This is a genomic window from Cedecea neteri (assembly GCF_000758325.1).
Classification (GTDB): domain Bacteria; phylum Pseudomonadota; class Gammaproteobacteria; order Enterobacterales; family Enterobacteriaceae; genus Cedecea; species Cedecea neteri_B.
Window position 1 is genome coordinate 1,692,563 of record NZ_CP009459.1, and the last position, 13,966, is coordinate 1,706,528.

A 13,966-nucleotide genomic window follows, 5' to 3' on the forward strand; every position below is an offset into this window, starting at 1 on the left:
GGGAGAGAATATGTCTGGATTCAAAGAAGGTTTTCTGTGGGGCGGCGCGGTTGCGGCGCATCAGCTGGAAGGTGGCTGGAAAGAGGGTGGCAAAGGCGTTAGCGTGGCGGATGTGATGACGGCCGGTGCTCACGGCGTCCCGCGTGAAATTACCGATGGCGTGCTGCAGGGCAAAAATTACCCTAACCATGAAGCGATCGATTTCTATCACCGCTACAAAGAAGATATCCAGCTATTTGCCGAGATGGGTTTCAAATGTTTCCGTACCTCCATCGCCTGGACGCGTATTTTCCCACTGGGCGATGAGCTGGAGCCGAATGAAGCTGGCCTGCAGTTCTATGACGACCTGTTTGACGAGTGCCTGAAGCACGGCATTGAGCCGGTGATTACTCTGTCGCACTTCGAAATGCCATACCATCTGGTCACCGAATACGGCGGCTGGCGCAACCGTAAGCTGATTGATTTCTTCCTGCGCTTCTCGAAAGTGGTCTTCACTCGCTATCAGCACAAAGTGAAGTACTGGATGACCTTCAACGAGATCAACAACCAGGCTAACTACCACGAAGACTTCGCGCCGTTCACCAACTCGGGCCTGAAGTATCAGCCGGGTGAGGATCGTGAGCCGGTGATGTATCAGGCGTCGCACTATGAGCTGGTGGCCAGTGCTCTGGCGGTGCGTGCAGCCCGTGAAATCAACCCTGCGCTGCAGGTTGGCTGCATGATTGCCATGTGCCCAATTTACCCGCTGACCTGTGCGCCAGGCGACATGATGATGGCGATGAATGCGATGCATCGCCGCTACTGGTTCACCGATGTGCACGTGCGTGGTAAGTACCCGCAGCATCTGCTGAACTACTTCGAGCGCCGTGGTTTTGAGCTGGATATTACCGACGAAGATCTCGCGGCGTTGGCCGAAGGCTGCGTCGATTACATCGGCTTCAGCTACTACATGTCTTTTGCCACCAAAGCCAGCGCTGATAACCCGCAGTTCGACTACGACGAATCAAAAAGCCTGGTCTCTAACCCGTACGTGCAAAAATCCGACTGGGGCTGGCAGATTGATCCGGTGGGCCTGCGTTACTCCCTGAACTGGTTCTGGGATCACTATCAGCTGCCGTTGTTTATTGTAGAAAACGGCTTTGGGGCGATTGACGTGGCGCAGGCCGACGGCTTCGTGGACGACCAGTACCGCATCGATTATCTTTCGGCGCACGTCGCAGAAATGAAAAAAGCGGTAGTGGAAGATGGCGTTGACCTGATGGGCTACACCCCGTGGGGCTGTATCGACCTGGTCTCCGCCGGGACGGGCGAAATGAAAAAACGCTACGGCTTTATCTACGTTGATAAAGACAACGAAGGCAACGGTAGCCTGAGCCGCAGCCGTAAGAAGTCCTTCCAGTGGTACAAAGACGTGATTGAGAGCAACGGCGAGAAGCTCTGATAACGCCTGTGGCTGACTGAGTGAACGCTGGTTTAAACACCAGCGTTTTTTCTTTGAATGTGTTCAACCCCTGAACTGCATGCACCCGGCCACCTGGTTAAATCTATCCTTATATTTTTAGAATAAAGCGTTAAGTTAAATTATGACTATCACCTTCTGTATTTTAGTTTGTTTTGTTCTAAGATATTCTTTTACCGTTTAATGACAGTCAACGTCAGCCTGCATTGACATTCTCGCCAGGATTTTTTTCACTCCATATTTTTCTTTATGTATATTTAATTTATTAACTAAATAAACTTGCCGTGCATGATATTGACGAATTTGATTGCCTCTGGTGTACTAATATGGAATTTTATTTTTTGCCACGGTGATTTATTCACCAAAAAAATTGCTGGCTGAAATTAACCCTGGACACGATCATGAAAAAAATAACACGGCTTATGTTGGCCACTGCAGGTTTACTTGTTTCAATGTTTGGATATGCCGAAGCCACAAAGACAGATGCCAGCGAACACCGTATTCCAGCGATAAAATTGATTAACACGGCTGATAATCACTCTGCGTTTGTAAAAGGTTCAATTCCCTCTCTGGCGAAGCTCTCTTCCGAAAATCTTTATTTCAGTAATACCTTTGAAGAGTGGCAGAAAGGAGTGCATCCGGCACCGAAAAAGCAGTACGTGGTAACCCTGAAAGGCAAGCTGAAGTTTAAGGTTAGCGACGGCTCCACGTTCATCATTGAGCCAGGCACAGTGCTGCTTGCGGCGGATACCGCCGGCGAAGGGCACAGCTGGGATATCGTTGATGGGAAGGAGTGGGTGCGCGTTTATATCCCGGTGGGTGACGACGATCGTTTCATCGCAGATAAATAATTCCTGCACAGATAAAACGCTAATTTCAGCCTCGTTAACCACAGAATGGGACGAGGCTGCCACTCCTAAAAATAGTAGTTTTAATTTTATTTTTAAAATATTAATTCGTTCATTGTTTGTCATCTCCTTGTCATTATTTCATGTGGGCAGACCGTTATAAATAATGGCTAAAGAAGTCTCTCAGGCTGCCGATAAAAAATCGATAATTCAAAAAAACACCGTCGCAACCGTTGATGTGATTTCTACCGATTACCTCCTCTTATTGCCTGCGATATAACCATTAAAGCTCAGAGGGATTTATGAACAAACTGAAGAATATGCGCCTTAGTACCATGCTGGGGGCTGGCTTTGCGCTGGTCATCGCTATTGGATTCTTTGTCGCATTATTTGCCAGAATGCAGTTGGTTTCTGTTGGAAATAACCTTAATTATGCCGCTAATGTCCGGCTGGTGAATTTACTGCTGATCGTAAAGATTAAGGATAATATTACGGACAATGCCCACGATATTCGTGATATGGCGTTGTTCACCACGCTGCCGCATACCGAAGCCGAGAGTCGGGACTACATTACAAAAACTAACCAGGTGCTCGAAAAGCGTATCGCCGACAACAACGTCCTCTTGAAGCAGCTGGATAAGGCGCTGAGGCTCAAGCGCTCTCGCGAGCTGTTCGACAACCTGAACAATGTTCGCCCGGCATACTCCCAGGCGCTTCGTAAGGTGATGAGCGTTAGCGCGGCGGGGCAGTACGATGCCGCTCGTGCATTAGTCATCAGCGAAGTGGTTGGCCCGCAGGCCAGAGTGCTGGATGCGCTCAGCGAGATGATCAGCGATCATTCCGGTAGCACGGTGGGCATGGCCCGAGGCTATGTTGAAGAAGCGCACTTTGCCGGTAACCTGTTGTTGATTATTACGATTATCAGCGCCGTGATTGGCTCTTTGATTGCCTGGGGTATCGGGCGAGCGGTGAAAGGCCAGCTCGGTGGCGAACCCGTTTATGCCGTTTCCGTGGCCAAACAAGTTTCTGAGGGGCAGCTCAATACCGCCGTTGAACTGAAGCAAGGAGACACCAGAAGTCTGCTCGCGGCTATGGATGAGATGCGTAGCCGTTTGCTCGGGGTTGTGCGTGAAGTGCGAGACAGCAGCCATTCTATCTCCGTGGGGGCCAGTGAGATTGCGGCAGGCAGCACCGACCTCAGCCAACGTACCGAAGAGCAAGCGGCCAGCCTGCAGGAAACGGCCGCTTCGATGGAACAAATGAGTCAGACAATTCAGCAGAATGCCGAGACGGTGCGCACTGCGACTCGCCTGGCCAACTCTGCCAGCGAAACGGCCACGCAAAGCGGGAATGCCGTTAATAATCTGGTGCTGACGATGCGTGAAATTAGCGAAAGCTCACAGAAAATTGGCGACATTATTAGCGTTATTGACGGCATCGCATTCCAGACGAACATTCTGGCGCTGAATGCTGCCGTTGAAGCGGCTCGTGCAGGGGAATCCGGACGTGGTTTTGCGGTAGTTGCCGGGGAAGTTCGCTCGCTGGCACAGCGTTCTGCTTCGGCGGCCAGTGAGATCAAAGTCCTGATTGAGGACAGCATGCGTACGGTAACAAAAGGATCGGATATGGTGAGTTCGGCGGGAACGACGATCGATGACCTGGTGCAACAGTCCCACCGCGTGGCCGGGCTGATCTCTGAAATTGGCGTGACGACGGAAGAGCAGGGGCAGGGCATTGCGCAGATCAACGTGGCTATCACTCAACTGGATCAGGTTACGCAGCAGAACGCTGCGCTGGTGGAGGAGTCTGCCAGCGCCGCTGAGAGCCTCAGCGATCAAGCTACTCGTCTGGTGCAGTTGATGAGTATCTTCAATACCGGGCAGGTCATTGCCGCGGCTAACGCCCGCCAGGTCGAACCTGCACCAACCTCCAGGATTCGTAAGCCTGCGCTTGCCACGAATGCAGGCAGCTCAGAGCACTGGGAGCAGTTCTAATCTTCAGCGGCTGCCTGCAGGACGCAGAGCAGCCAAATCCGAATGTGGGGGAGGGGAGAAGAGGCCTTAAACGTGACTGACCCTGAAAAAATGAATCAAAATTGGTGGTACATTGAATATCGCGATCTAGAGTCTTATTAATTAAGTGCTTAATTTTAAGGATAAATTATGCAAACAGCGATTGATAAAGCATTAGACTTCATTGGCGGTATGAACACCTCGGCCTCCGTGCCACACCCTATGGATGAGAGCACCGCGAAGGGAATGTTTAGGTATCTGAAGCAACTGGGCGTCCCGGCAAGTGCTGCCGACGTTACGGCTCGTGGTGTTCAGGAGGGATGGAACACTGACTTCACAAAAAAAGTTGCCGGTTGGGCAGACAAGGTTGAGTCCGGTAACCGCCTCGTGATTAAAAACCCTGAATATTTTTCTGCTTATATGAAGGAAGAGCTTCGGGCGCTGGTGTGAGCTGGCTACTTCGTCATCATGGTAAGCAAAAAGGCTGACGATTTCTCGTCAGCCTTTTTTGTCTGGTGGCCCCTGCTGGACTTGAACCAGCGACCAAGCGATTATGAGTCCCAATCTTAAAGCTTACAAAACAATAAGTTACTTTATTTTCAATGGGTTGCTGTATCGAATAATGATAAATATGAAAGCATAGTGAATAGGTCTGTTGCCACTTTGCTGCCACTTTTGAAGCGTTAACTTTTGATGAGGGTGATGAGTGATGATCTTTCTAGTTGCGAGTGACGATAACCTTCTAATTGATCGAAAAGAACATGGCATTTATTAGAATTGTTCTTTTCTACAATGCTAAATACATCATCTGCAACTTTACGAGTATCAAACACTTTCAAAAATCTTTCATAGAAAGTAGCGTAACTATCATAGCTTTTAAAAGTAAGTTGTTCATGTGTTGGGCCTTTGGCAATATTGGCTGAACCACTTAGGCATTCCACATAATTGTCATTTACGCCACAATAAATCTTTGCATGAAATCGAGTGTTTCTGGTGGCGTCTTCTATAACCTGCGGAGTAAATTTGAATTTGCTTAAAATTTTATAATCATGAAAAACCGCAGATACTGCATTTTTATAGGAGTTCAATGTTTGGGTTTTAGTAATTATCTTAAGTTTATTTGAATTGGATTGGGATATGATATCTCCCCATAGATCCAGTAATTCATGACTTTCGGATCTCGTATGACCGACATAAGGAAATATTAGATAGGTTTTATCAAACAAAAGCTCCCATCTAATAATTAATTTTTTTATTAATTCTATAAAATCAGACTTTGTAATGGTTCCATCAATTCTATCTTCTAAAGGAATGCAATTATTTATATTTCCGAGTAAAAAATCATCGTCAGAAAAATCGCGATGGTCGAATTCTTTATAGAATAATGCAGAGTGGTTTTTACCACAGTCGCAAGTAAAATCTGTTTTAATTATTGATTTTTCAGCATCGTATCCATAACCTGAAATATCTTCAGAGATGTATTGGACAACTTTTCGTCCCCATTCTGGATATTGATCGGCCATGGTTTCGTAAGCTTTTTTTTCTAAGTTATCATCACAGTCATGGCATTTATAAAGATTGTAAGCTTCAGTGTCGAATTTTGGATTGCTTCTAAAAATATCACCTTTATATTTGAAGTGTACTGTGATTTTTTCTAATTTTGATGGTGGTTCACATTCGTAATCTAAGTAATCTATTTTATCAGCCCCGCTGACAATATATGACTCGTCGGGGTTCTTACACGGAATGCCTATCATGTTTTCGCAGCTTTGACATTTTGCGAGGATTTCTCCAATGTCATTTACTACTTGGAATTTTAGCTCGTGGTAATCAATTACATTATTGCAGTGTGGGCATACACCTTTAAATTTTTTCTTTGTGCTATACATAGTGGCATCCATTTAAAGTTTTTTATTGTTTATCAATGTTAATGGGTTCAGTTTAATTGCTTCATTGAGATGGTCTGGAGCAAAATGAGCATAGCGCATCGTCACTTTGATATCAGTATGCCCAAGGATGCGCTGTAATACGAGAATGTTCCCGCCGTGCATCATAAAATGGCTCGCAAATGTATGCCTTAAAACATGTGACAGTTGCCCATCTGGCAGGTCGATGCCCGCGCGTTTAACGGCACCCCGGAATGCAGAATAACATCCGGTAAACACTGGTTTTGATGTTCTTAATTTGGGTAGAACCTCGTACAGTTCTTCACTGATTGGGACGGCTCGGTTCTTTTTACCTTTTGTTTTGATATACGTGATCTTGCCTGGGTTAATTTGTTTGCCGGTTATGGATTCAGCTTCACCCCATCTTGCGCCAGTAGCGAGACAGATTTTGACTATGGTCACTAAGTCCTGCGCTCTGCTATTCTCACATTCAGCAAGCAAGAGTTTAACTTCATCCACGGTCAACCAAGCCAGCTCCGCCTCGTCAATTTTAAACTCCCGGACATTCTCCAGGGGGTTCGGTGCTATCCAATCATCAAGCCTTTTCAGTTCGTTAAACATGGCTCGGAAATAGGCAAGCTCAAGATTAACTGTGCGTGGGGCAACTGACTTCACACGATCTGAGCGGGTGATTTTTCCGCTTAACCGTTGTTCGCGGTAGGTCGCAAAAAGCTTTGCGTTAAATTCAGTCGCTAAAGGATTGCCCATAGCCAAGCAGGCAAACTCCATCGCCCCCTTGCGTTTCACTCCATCAGACAGAGTCACACCATGAGCGTTGAACCATGTTTCAACAAGATCAGTAACGCGCCGTTTGTCTACCATCTCACCCAACCAGGGCTTATCTTGCGCCTGTTCTTTTAAATGACGCTCAAAGGCCTGGGCCTCTCCTTTGGTGGCAAATTGACGGCGTACTCGTCGTCCGTCCCGACCATTAGGGAATACCTGGGCTTGCCATTTGCCGTTCGAAAGTTTTGATACAGCCATTAATTACAAGCTCTGTGTATGGGAGAGCACTTTACCTAACACTTTTATGTCCTGTGATTGGCATTCAAAAGAGGCTCGACCATTCTCAATGCGTATACGACCACCAGGGAATCTGAAAACTTCTCTCACGCTGGTTAACCCGTCAATTTCAATTAGCCACCACCCATCATTGATTTCGCCATCGTGGCTATCGACTAAATAGACTGAGTTTTCGAACGTTACTAAGAAAGGGGCGAATAGGCCTGGAGGGATAAGGCTACTGTCATAAATCATTTCATTTTGTGATGTTACAACACCATTTGTGATGATGAGGTGTTTGAGCGTCTTAGTAATCGCTTCACTCTCATCCTCAAACATTACCCCATCACCAGCTGCTAACCACAAGAGCGAAGCTCCTGTCTCAAGGCTACAAATTATTGCCCAATCAGAGGGAAACGTATTCCGAGCGTAGCGATTAGCCATGGTGCTCTGTGATATTCCAAGGTGATTGCAGAGCGCCTGGCGGGTAGTGAATCCGTAGGCTTTCAGGATGCGCTCAATGACAGGTTGGCCACCTTTGTTCTGCATAATCTCGTTTCGCAGTTTTTGTGGTATGTGGTGTTTTGTGATGTTATTAATTGACATTGGCGTTTTGTGATCCTATTCTCCGTTGTGTGAAGCAACGAATAGTAAATAACAGTCTCGAATAGTGTAGAGACAACCCAAACTGAGGAATAGTGCATCATGAAAAGCAATTTTACAATGCGTCCCAGCATCAATCTTGTGGTGTCTGAGCCTTACATCACACTGGATGAGTTTTGCCGCCGTACCGGCTACAAGCCAAGCTATGCCCGCCAGATGATCCGTGAGAATCGCTTGCCAATCAGAAAGAAAGCGGGTGTTAACAGCCTCATCGAAATCAACATGTTTGCTTTGACGATGGAAGCAGCGCAGGGCTGCGAAGTCGTAATGCAAGCCTGATAGTTCCATTCTGGGATAGAAAAGGACTCTCAACATGTTTGATTTTCGTGTTTCCAAACATCCGCACTTTGACGAAGCCTGCCGGGCTTTTGCGATTAAGCACAACATGGTGAAGTTGGCCGCTGACGCTGGGATGAATGCTCAGACACTGCGTAACAAGCTCAACCCAGAACAGCCTCACCAGTTCACCTGCGCTGAAATCTGGCTGCTGACCGATCTCACTGAGGATGCCGGGCTTGTCGATGGTTTCCTTGCTCAGATTCACTGCCTACCGTGCGTCCCGACAAACGAAGTGGCTAAAGAGAACATGGGCCAGTATGTGATGGGCGCAGTTGCAGAGATTGGCAAGGTCGCCGCTGGCGCTGTTTCCGGGGATGCCAAAACTGTTGCCGGTCGTAGGGCGATCATAGGTAGCGTCAATTCCGTAGTCCGGATGATGTCGCTGACTGCGGTGGCGTTACAGGCTCGCCTACAGGTTAATCCTGCAATGGCCGGAGCGTTGGACACAATGACAGGCCTGGGTGCCTCGTTTGGTTTGATGTGAGGTGCAGCTGATGAACAAAGAACCGTCTTTTGCATCGCTCCTGGTAAGGCAGAGTCCGTCCATGCACTACGGTCACGGCTGGATTATGGGGAAAGAGGGCAAGCGTTGGCACCCGGCCTCATCGCAATCTGAACTGCTGGCGCAGCTCTCCACCAAAAAGCGGAGGATGCCATGGCTATTGAAGGCGATACGGCGACTGTTTCACTAAGCAGTGGTGAACGGGCAGAGGGGTTGAATCGTATAGCAGAAATAAGGTCCAGAGTTTTTGGAATGAATATTGAGCCAGAGCTTGAGCGCTTTATTGACGATATGCGTAATCCATTAGCAGTAAATAACAGGGAGAATCAACGCGCATTAGCAGCCATTTATTATATGGCAAAAATTCCAGCAGAGCGTCACGGCGTTCATTTAAGTGAACTGACTACTGACGAAAAGCGGGAGTTGATAAAAGCAATGAATCATTTTCGTGCAGTGGTGAGCTTATTTCCCAAACGGCTAACCATGCCGAACTAATCCATCAATGAAACAAATGGCGTAAACCCGCCGGGCATTCTTTTGCCCAAAACAGGAGAAATACAAATGCGAAATATTCAGGTACGTGAATTTCAGGTTGATAACGATGCGCTGGGGACGTTGTTGAGTCGGGCAAAGAACGAAGAGCGTCAAGCTCGCGCAGCTGCCGTTTCTATTCGCCTTGAAGCTCTGGCAACTCACATCACTAACAAAGGTATGGATGGTAAAGAAGCCGCAGAACTGCTGCGCCGCGAAGCCATTCGTTTTGAGCATGAAGCACAGGAGCTGCACTAATGGCTGATTCAATGGACCTCGTACAGCAGCGCGTTGAAGAAGATCGCCTGCTCCACATCAATAACGCCCGCGCCAAAACGCCGGGCGCTTCTCGTGTGCTTTGTATTGATTGCGATGCACCTATCCCGCCAGCACGCCGCCGCGCCGTTCCGGGCGTGCAGTGCTGCGTCACCTGTCAGGAAATTTCAGAGCTGAAAGGTAAGCACTACAACGGAGGTGCTGTGTGAACAATGCTGAAATGTTGAAGTGTAAGCGTAAGAAATACTCGTTCGGCGCGGTCATTTTCATTCTTGTAGGACTGATGATTGGTATTGCTGCAGGCGGTGCGCTGTTTTCGCTGGTTGCGGAGGGGCTATGAGCACAATCCTTAAATGGGCTGGAAATAAAACCGCCATCATGCCTGAACTGAAAACGTATCTGCCTGCAGGTCCGCGACTGGTTGAACCTTTCGCGGGTTCTTGTGCTGTGATGATGGCGACAGACTATCCTCATTATCTTGTCGCAGATGTCAACCCAGACTTAATTAATCTGTATCGTACTATTGCGCAAGATACAGAAAGCTTTATTGATCTTGCAAAAGCGGTATTTCAAAGTTTTGTTGTTGCTGAAAATTATTACCGTGTGCGAGAAGTTTTTAATCATGATAAGAAATTAGACCGTCTTCACCGTGCGGTATATTTCCTTTATCTGAATCGACATTGTTACCGTGGATTATGCCGCTACAACCAAAGTGGGGTTTTTAATGTTCCTTATGGGAATTATAAAAAGCCATATTTTCCTGAGAATGAAGTTCGCGCATTTGCTCAGAAAGCAAAGCGAGCCACTTTTGTCTGTGCAAGTTATGAAGAAACGTTGGCAATGGTTAAGCGTGGCGATGTTGTTTATTGCGATCCGCCATACGACGAAACTTTTACGGGTTATCACACAAAAGGATTTGATGAGGATAACCAGTACCACCTTGCCTCAATACTTCTTCATCTTTCCTCGCTGGGGCACAGTGTTGTCGTGTCCAATAGTGACACTCAGCTAACGCGCTCTCTTTATCGTGATCTTAAAATCTTTGAGCTTGATGCAAAGCGGAGCATGGGCGTAGCAGGGGGGGAAGCAAAAACCGCCAGGGAAATTATCGCCGTCTCTAAATCATCTTGTGCCGTTATCAATGAAGGGCCGTTGTATGGCGTTGATTATGCCGCAGGCGCAGCTCCAATTCAGGGGGCTGGGTTCTAGTTATGACGGGAGTATTGCGCCAGGTTCATCATTATCATGGGACTCCAGTATGGGGAGCTTCTGGTGACGTTCACCGAATTGCGGTAAGCGGAGCCGGAGCTTTCGTTTCATATGCCAGACCAGACCAGATTACTGCTTCCATACGCTATGCCTTAGGAGTAGGGATTGATAACGGTGCGTTCTCTGCATGGATGCGTGGTCTGGTGATTGACTGGCGCAGTTTCTATCAATGGTTGCTGCAATATTATCACCATGAAAAAGTGATTTTTTTTGTTATCCCTGATGTGGTTGAAGGTGGGGAAAAGGACAATGATGAACTAATAAAGCAAGTTCCTTCGATGTTTAAGGGTAAAGCCGCACCTGTTTGGCATTTGCATGAGTCCTTAGATCGTTTGGTGGAATTGTGCAGGGAGTGGCCTCGTGTTTGTTTTGGTTCTTCGGGTAAATACGCAGTAGTAAGAACCCAAGCCTGGCATCGAAGGATGTTTGAGGCTTTCGACATTATTTATGGTCGATATGGTTTTGATACAAAGATTCATGGCCTCCGCATGTTGGATGGGCGCGTGCTGGGTAATTACCCGTTGGATAGTGCTGACTCCACAAATCTTGCCTGCAATATTCCAAAGTTCGAGACTAAATATCCTGAATTAACGCGTTCAATACGCGAAGCGGACTATTCAAAAGGGTTGAGTGAGAAGGAAGTTAAGGCGCTCATCCTGAAAGGCCGTTGTGCAGTTCTGAAAAGTACAATCGAAAAAGTTATTCCTCCGCATCGCTCAACGTGGCCTTGTGGTTTCGCTCATACCTTCCAGTTATCTCTGGAGCTTGTATGAGTAAATTTGAGTACGCATGGAATGCCCCGCGCCCTGCAATCGGCGGTTTTAAGCAAGCCGATGCGGCGCCGGGGATCATGTATCTGACGCCGGACGGCAATCGCAAGCGTTTGTCGATTGCCGAACTGGCAGAAACGGATGAAGCACCAGATCGGGGCCGAACAGTTCGTCGTCGCCTGGCTTCGCTGCCTCATTTTGTCCGTCGTATGTATGCTCAAAAGCTTGAACAGGTAGACCGCAAAGGCAAACAAGCGGCTGATGCCTGGCTTATCAATACCTTTGAACGATTCGTTCTTAGTCGCATAGATCAGGTCAATGAGCAGTATCTGCCGCAGGGGGTGATGCCTGCGGCTTTGTTGCCTCTGCGTGAACAATTCTGGCGCCTGCTTTGGGCTGGGAAAAAAGAGCTGAAACGGCTGGCGCATAACCTTGCTGATCTGTTGGGTAGCGAGTTTAACCGCGAGTTTGATTTCCAGATGGCCCGTACGTCCGATCCCCATTTCGCCACCCTGTCAGGTTATGGCCGCATGGGGTTTCTTGCCAATCACCTTAAAACACCGGTCCCGTGCTGGACGGCCTACTGCAAAGAAGAACTGGAGGCGGAAGACGCACTGAAAGCAGTGGCCCGCCTGCAGTCTCCGCAGTGGTGGCTTAATCGTCTGCGTCGTATGCACGCTCGCTGGCGTGAACATCTGATGGTTGCGGCTGGATACGTACATAAGAAATCAGCACCGTACTGCAGTGATCCATGCTTGCAGGAGTGGACGGCGCAAAAGAAAGCCAACCGCGAATTTCTGAAAGCAATGGAGCTGGAAGATGAGGACACCGGAGAGCGCGTATCGCTGATTGATAAAGTGGCCGGCAGCGTTGCCAACCCAGCCAACCGGCGCCGTGAACTGATGGCGCGCATGCGCGGGTTCGAAGATTTAGCGAATGAGGCCGGGCTGGCCGGGGCGTTCTTCACGCTTACCGCTCCATCCAAATACCACTCAATGCAGTACGGCGGGCGCCGGAACAACAAATACAGCGGCGCGTCACCGCGTGAAACGCAGAAATATCTTTGCAAAGTATGGGCGCGCACGCGTGCGGCCTGGCTGCGCAATGGTATTCGCGTGTTTGGCTTTCGCGTTGTTGAGCCTCACCACGACGAAACCCCGCACTGGCACCTCCTGCTTTTCATGCGCCCGGAGCATATCGAACCAGCAACAACAATCTTTCGTAAGCACGCCATGCGTGAGGATGGGAATGAGCCTGGCGCCGCTGAAAACCGCTTCGAAATGAAACCCATCGAGAAAGAGAAGGGCAGCGCTACGGGCTATATCGCCAAATATATTTCAAAAAATATTGATGGCTATCAGCTTGATGACGATCTGGATGATGAAACCGGCAAGCCTCTGAAAGAGATGGCGCGCCGCGTAAGTGCCTGGGCGTCTCGCTGGGCGATCCGTCAGTTCCAGCAGATAGGCGGCGCACCGGTAACAGTGTGGCGTGAATTGCGCCGCCTCGGTGATCGTGAGCTGGTCCTGCACCCCGAAATTGAGCCAGTGCGCCAGGCCGCTGACAGCAGCGCGTGGGATTTGTACGTGAGTGCGCAGGGTGGCCCGCTGGTTTCCCGTGATCTCCTGCGCGTGCGCCTCAGCTATGAAGTCACCGAAAACGGCAACCTTTACGGGGATGACGTCTCCAAAATTTCCGGCGTTTACTCTCCGATCCGTGGGCCGGAATCGCTGATTCATACGCGCACTACCAAATACAAAATTGTGCCGAAACGTCAGGCCGACGGCGTTTCCGGTTTTGACCTTGATTTTTCAGGCGGCCCCGCCGCCCCTCGGAGTTCTGTCAATAACTGTACGCGGGAGGTTGAAAAACGGGCCGATCCTGGCGGCACGGTCATGAATGACTGTGCCAGCTGGGCGGATATTGGCTCTTTATCCGGGAAAGAAAAACGGGTGATGAGCGACGCGGCAAGGATAACTAACAAGCGCGTAAAAGTGAGGCCAAAAGCCAGCCCTATGACGGAGCAGGAAAAGCAAATTAGTGAGCTTCTGGTTCTGCGTGGTGTGGATGCCAGTGCCGGAATGGTCCGTTCGTTGATTTCTGGCGCGGTGGTGGCCTTTGGCGATCAGGTGTTAACGGTTGATGAAAGGCGCCTTATTGTCCGAAACCGTTCAGCGGCAGGTGTTCAACGTCTGCCGTCCCAGATTGTGGAGATTAAACAGCAGGCTAATGACCTTTTGAACCGAATGAAGCGTGCGTTTTCAGTACGGAAATAGCCCGTGTCAACATGGTCAGTTCTGACGGTGTGGTACCGCGTTACGGCATTCACCGTGAGACCTGACAGTGCTG

At 48.7% G+C, this 13,966-nt stretch carries 17 protein-coding genes; 14 read left to right on the plus strand and 3 right to left on the minus strand.

Going from position 1 to position 13,966, the window contains the following annotated elements; translation table 11 throughout:
* The first annotated feature begins 10 nt into the window (after positions 1 to 10).
* The 4 genes from LH86_RS07990 (at position 11) to LH86_RS08005 (ending at position 4,769) form a co-directional block, all read left to right on the plus strand.
* Positions 11 to 1,441, plus strand: coding sequence for a 6-phospho-beta-glucosidase (locus tag LH86_RS07990; protein WP_039300014.1), 1,431 nt, complete (start codon positions 11 to 13; stop codon positions 1,439 to 1,441).
* 419 nt (positions 1,442 to 1,860) lie between these two features.
* Positions 1,861 to 2,310 carry a hypothetical protein gene (locus LH86_RS07995; RefSeq protein WP_039300017.1) on the plus strand — a complete coding sequence of 150 codons (450 nt, stop codon included), beginning with the start codon at positions 1,861 to 1,863 and terminating at the stop codon, positions 2,308 to 2,310.
* Positions 2,311 to 2,609: 299 nt separating this feature from the next.
* Positions 2,610 to 4,301: a methyl-accepting chemotaxis protein gene (locus LH86_RS08000; protein ID WP_039300019.1), complete on the plus strand. Its 1,692-nt coding sequence runs from the start codon at positions 2,610 to 2,612 to the stop codon at positions 4,299 to 4,301.
* Between the two features lie 168 nt (positions 4,302 to 4,469).
* Positions 4,470 to 4,769, plus strand: coding sequence for a DUF1889 family protein (locus LH86_RS08005; RefSeq protein WP_039300023.1), 300 nt, complete (start codon positions 4,470 to 4,472; stop codon positions 4,767 to 4,769).
* A 233-nt stretch (positions 4,770 to 5,002) separates the two neighbouring features.
* On the opposite strand, the gene LH86_RS08010 is transcribed toward LH86_RS08005, so the two are convergent.
* From LH86_RS08010 to LH86_RS08020, 3 genes are read right to left on the minus strand one after another with little or no spacing between them, the layout of a single operon-like run.
* On the minus strand, positions 5,003 to 6,208 hold the full coding sequence (locus LH86_RS08010; RefSeq protein ID WP_039300026.1) for a hypothetical protein: 1,206 nt from the start codon (positions 6,206 to 6,208) through the stop codon (positions 5,003 to 5,005).
* 12 nt (positions 6,209 to 6,220) lie between these two features.
* Positions 6,221 to 7,249 carry a tyrosine-type recombinase/integrase gene (locus tag LH86_RS08015; protein ID WP_039300029.1) on the minus strand — a complete coding sequence of 343 codons (1,029 nt, stop codon included), beginning with the start codon at positions 7,247 to 7,249 and terminating at the stop codon, positions 6,221 to 6,223.
* 3 nt (positions 7,250 to 7,252) lie between these two features.
* Positions 7,253 to 7,873: a phage repressor protein CI gene (locus tag LH86_RS08020; protein ID WP_039300032.1), complete on the minus strand. Its 621-nt coding sequence runs from the start codon at positions 7,871 to 7,873 to the stop codon at positions 7,253 to 7,255.
* A gap of 99 nt (positions 7,874 to 7,972) precedes the next feature.
* Here LH86_RS08020 and LH86_RS08025 point away from each other — a divergent pair, with 99 nt between their 5' ends.
* From LH86_RS08025 to LH86_RS08060, 10 genes are all read left to right on the plus strand, one after another.
* Positions 7,973 to 8,209, plus strand: coding sequence for a hypothetical protein (locus LH86_RS08025; RefSeq protein ID WP_039300035.1), 237 nt, complete (start codon positions 7,973 to 7,975; stop codon positions 8,207 to 8,209).
* A 34-nt stretch (positions 8,210 to 8,243) separates the two neighbouring features.
* Entirely contained in the window at positions 8,244 to 8,753 is a 510-nt protein-coding gene (locus LH86_RS08030) for a phage regulatory CII family protein (protein ID WP_039300037.1), read from the plus strand.
* A gap of 7 nt (positions 8,754 to 8,760) precedes the next feature.
* Positions 8,761 to 8,961, plus strand: coding sequence for a phage filamentation protein Fil family protein (locus LH86_RS21970; protein ID WP_071842863.1), 201 nt, complete (start codon positions 8,761 to 8,763; stop codon positions 8,959 to 8,961).
* Positions 8,925 to 9,266, plus strand: a complete 342-nt coding sequence (locus LH86_RS08035) for a DUF5347 family protein (protein ID WP_039300040.1) — start codon at positions 8,925 to 8,927, stop codon at positions 9,264 to 9,266. The genes LH86_RS21970 and LH86_RS08035 overlap by 37 nt, the downstream gene beginning before the upstream one ends.
* A gap of 66 nt (positions 9,267 to 9,332) precedes the next feature.
* Complete coding sequence (locus LH86_RS08040) at positions 9,333 to 9,560, plus strand: DUF2732 family protein (protein WP_039300043.1); 228 nt, start codon at positions 9,333 to 9,335, stop codon at positions 9,558 to 9,560.
* Positions 9,560 to 9,787, plus strand: coding sequence for a TraR/DksA family transcriptional regulator (locus LH86_RS08045; protein ID WP_039300047.1), 228 nt, complete (start codon positions 9,560 to 9,562; stop codon positions 9,785 to 9,787). Before LH86_RS08040 ends, LH86_RS08045 begins: the two co-directional genes overlap by 1 nt.
* Complete coding sequence (locus LH86_RS22900) at positions 9,784 to 9,918, plus strand: hypothetical protein (RefSeq protein WP_269320700.1); 135 nt, start codon at positions 9,784 to 9,786, stop codon at positions 9,916 to 9,918. Before LH86_RS08045 ends, LH86_RS22900 begins: the two co-directional genes overlap by 4 nt.
* A complete protein-coding gene (locus LH86_RS08050) occupies positions 9,915 to 10,787 on the plus strand; it encodes a DNA adenine methylase (RefSeq protein WP_039300050.1) in 873 nt (290 codons plus the stop codon). The genes LH86_RS22900 and LH86_RS08050 overlap by 4 nt, the downstream gene beginning before the upstream one ends.
* 2 nt (positions 10,788 to 10,789) lie before the next feature.
* The gene (locus LH86_RS08055) at positions 10,790 to 11,620 is read left to right on the plus strand and encodes a hypothetical protein (RefSeq protein ID WP_039300053.1); all 831 of its coding nucleotides are present in this window, start codon (positions 10,790 to 10,792) and stop codon (positions 11,618 to 11,620) included.
* Positions 11,617 to 13,893, plus strand: coding sequence for a replication endonuclease (locus LH86_RS08060; RefSeq protein WP_039300056.1), 2,277 nt, complete (start codon positions 11,617 to 11,619; stop codon positions 13,891 to 13,893). Before LH86_RS08055 ends, LH86_RS08060 begins: the two co-directional genes overlap by 4 nt.
* The last annotated feature ends 73 nt before the right edge of the window (positions 13,894 to 13,966 follow it).

Bases quoted from the DNA above. Each gene is read 5' to 3' on its own strand.
- LH86_RS08035 (WP_039300040.1), top strand. From the start codon at position 8,925: ATGGCTATTGAAGGCGATACGGCGACTGTTTCACTAAGCAGTGGTGAA.
- LH86_RS07995 (WP_039300017.1), top strand. From the start codon at position 1,861: ATGAAAAAAATAACACGGCTTATGTTGGCCACTGCAGGTTTACTTGTT.
- LH86_RS08030 (WP_039300037.1), top strand. From the start codon at position 8,244: ATGTTTGATTTTCGTGTTTCCAAACATCCGCACTTTGACGAAGCCTGC.
- LH86_RS08045 (WP_039300047.1), top strand. From the start codon at position 9,560: ATGGCTGATTCAATGGACCTCGTACAGCAGCGCGTTGAAGAAGATCGC.
- LH86_RS08005 (WP_039300023.1), top strand. From the start codon at position 4,470: ATGCAAACAGCGATTGATAAAGCATTAGACTTCATTGGCGGTATGAAC.
- LH86_RS08055 (WP_039300053.1), top strand. From the start codon at position 10,790: ATGACGGGAGTATTGCGCCAGGTTCATCATTATCATGGGACTCCAGTA.
- LH86_RS08015 (WP_039300029.1), bottom strand. From the start codon at position 7,249: ATGGCTGTATCAAAACTTTCGAACGGCAAATGGCAAGCCCAGGTATTC.
- LH86_RS07990 (WP_039300014.1), top strand. From the start codon at position 11: ATGTCTGGATTCAAAGAAGGTTTTCTGTGGGGCGGCGCGGTTGCGGCG.
- LH86_RS08060 (WP_039300056.1), top strand. From the start codon at position 11,617: ATGAGTAAATTTGAGTACGCATGGAATGCCCCGCGCCCTGCAATCGGC.
- LH86_RS08025 (WP_039300035.1), top strand. From the start codon at position 7,973: ATGAAAAGCAATTTTACAATGCGTCCCAGCATCAATCTTGTGGTGTCT.
- LH86_RS08020 (WP_039300032.1), bottom strand. From the start codon at position 7,873: ATGTCAATTAATAACATCACAAAACACCACATACCACAAAAACTGCGA.
- LH86_RS08010 (WP_039300026.1), bottom strand. From the start codon at position 6,208: ATGTATAGCACAAAGAAAAAATTTAAAGGTGTATGCCCACACTGCAAT.
- LH86_RS08000 (WP_039300019.1), top strand. From the start codon at position 2,610: ATGAACAAACTGAAGAATATGCGCCTTAGTACCATGCTGGGGGCTGGC.
- LH86_RS08050 (WP_039300050.1), top strand. From the start codon at position 9,915: ATGAGCACAATCCTTAAATGGGCTGGAAATAAAACCGCCATCATGCCT.
- LH86_RS08040 (WP_039300043.1), top strand. From the start codon at position 9,333: ATGCGAAATATTCAGGTACGTGAATTTCAGGTTGATAACGATGCGCTG.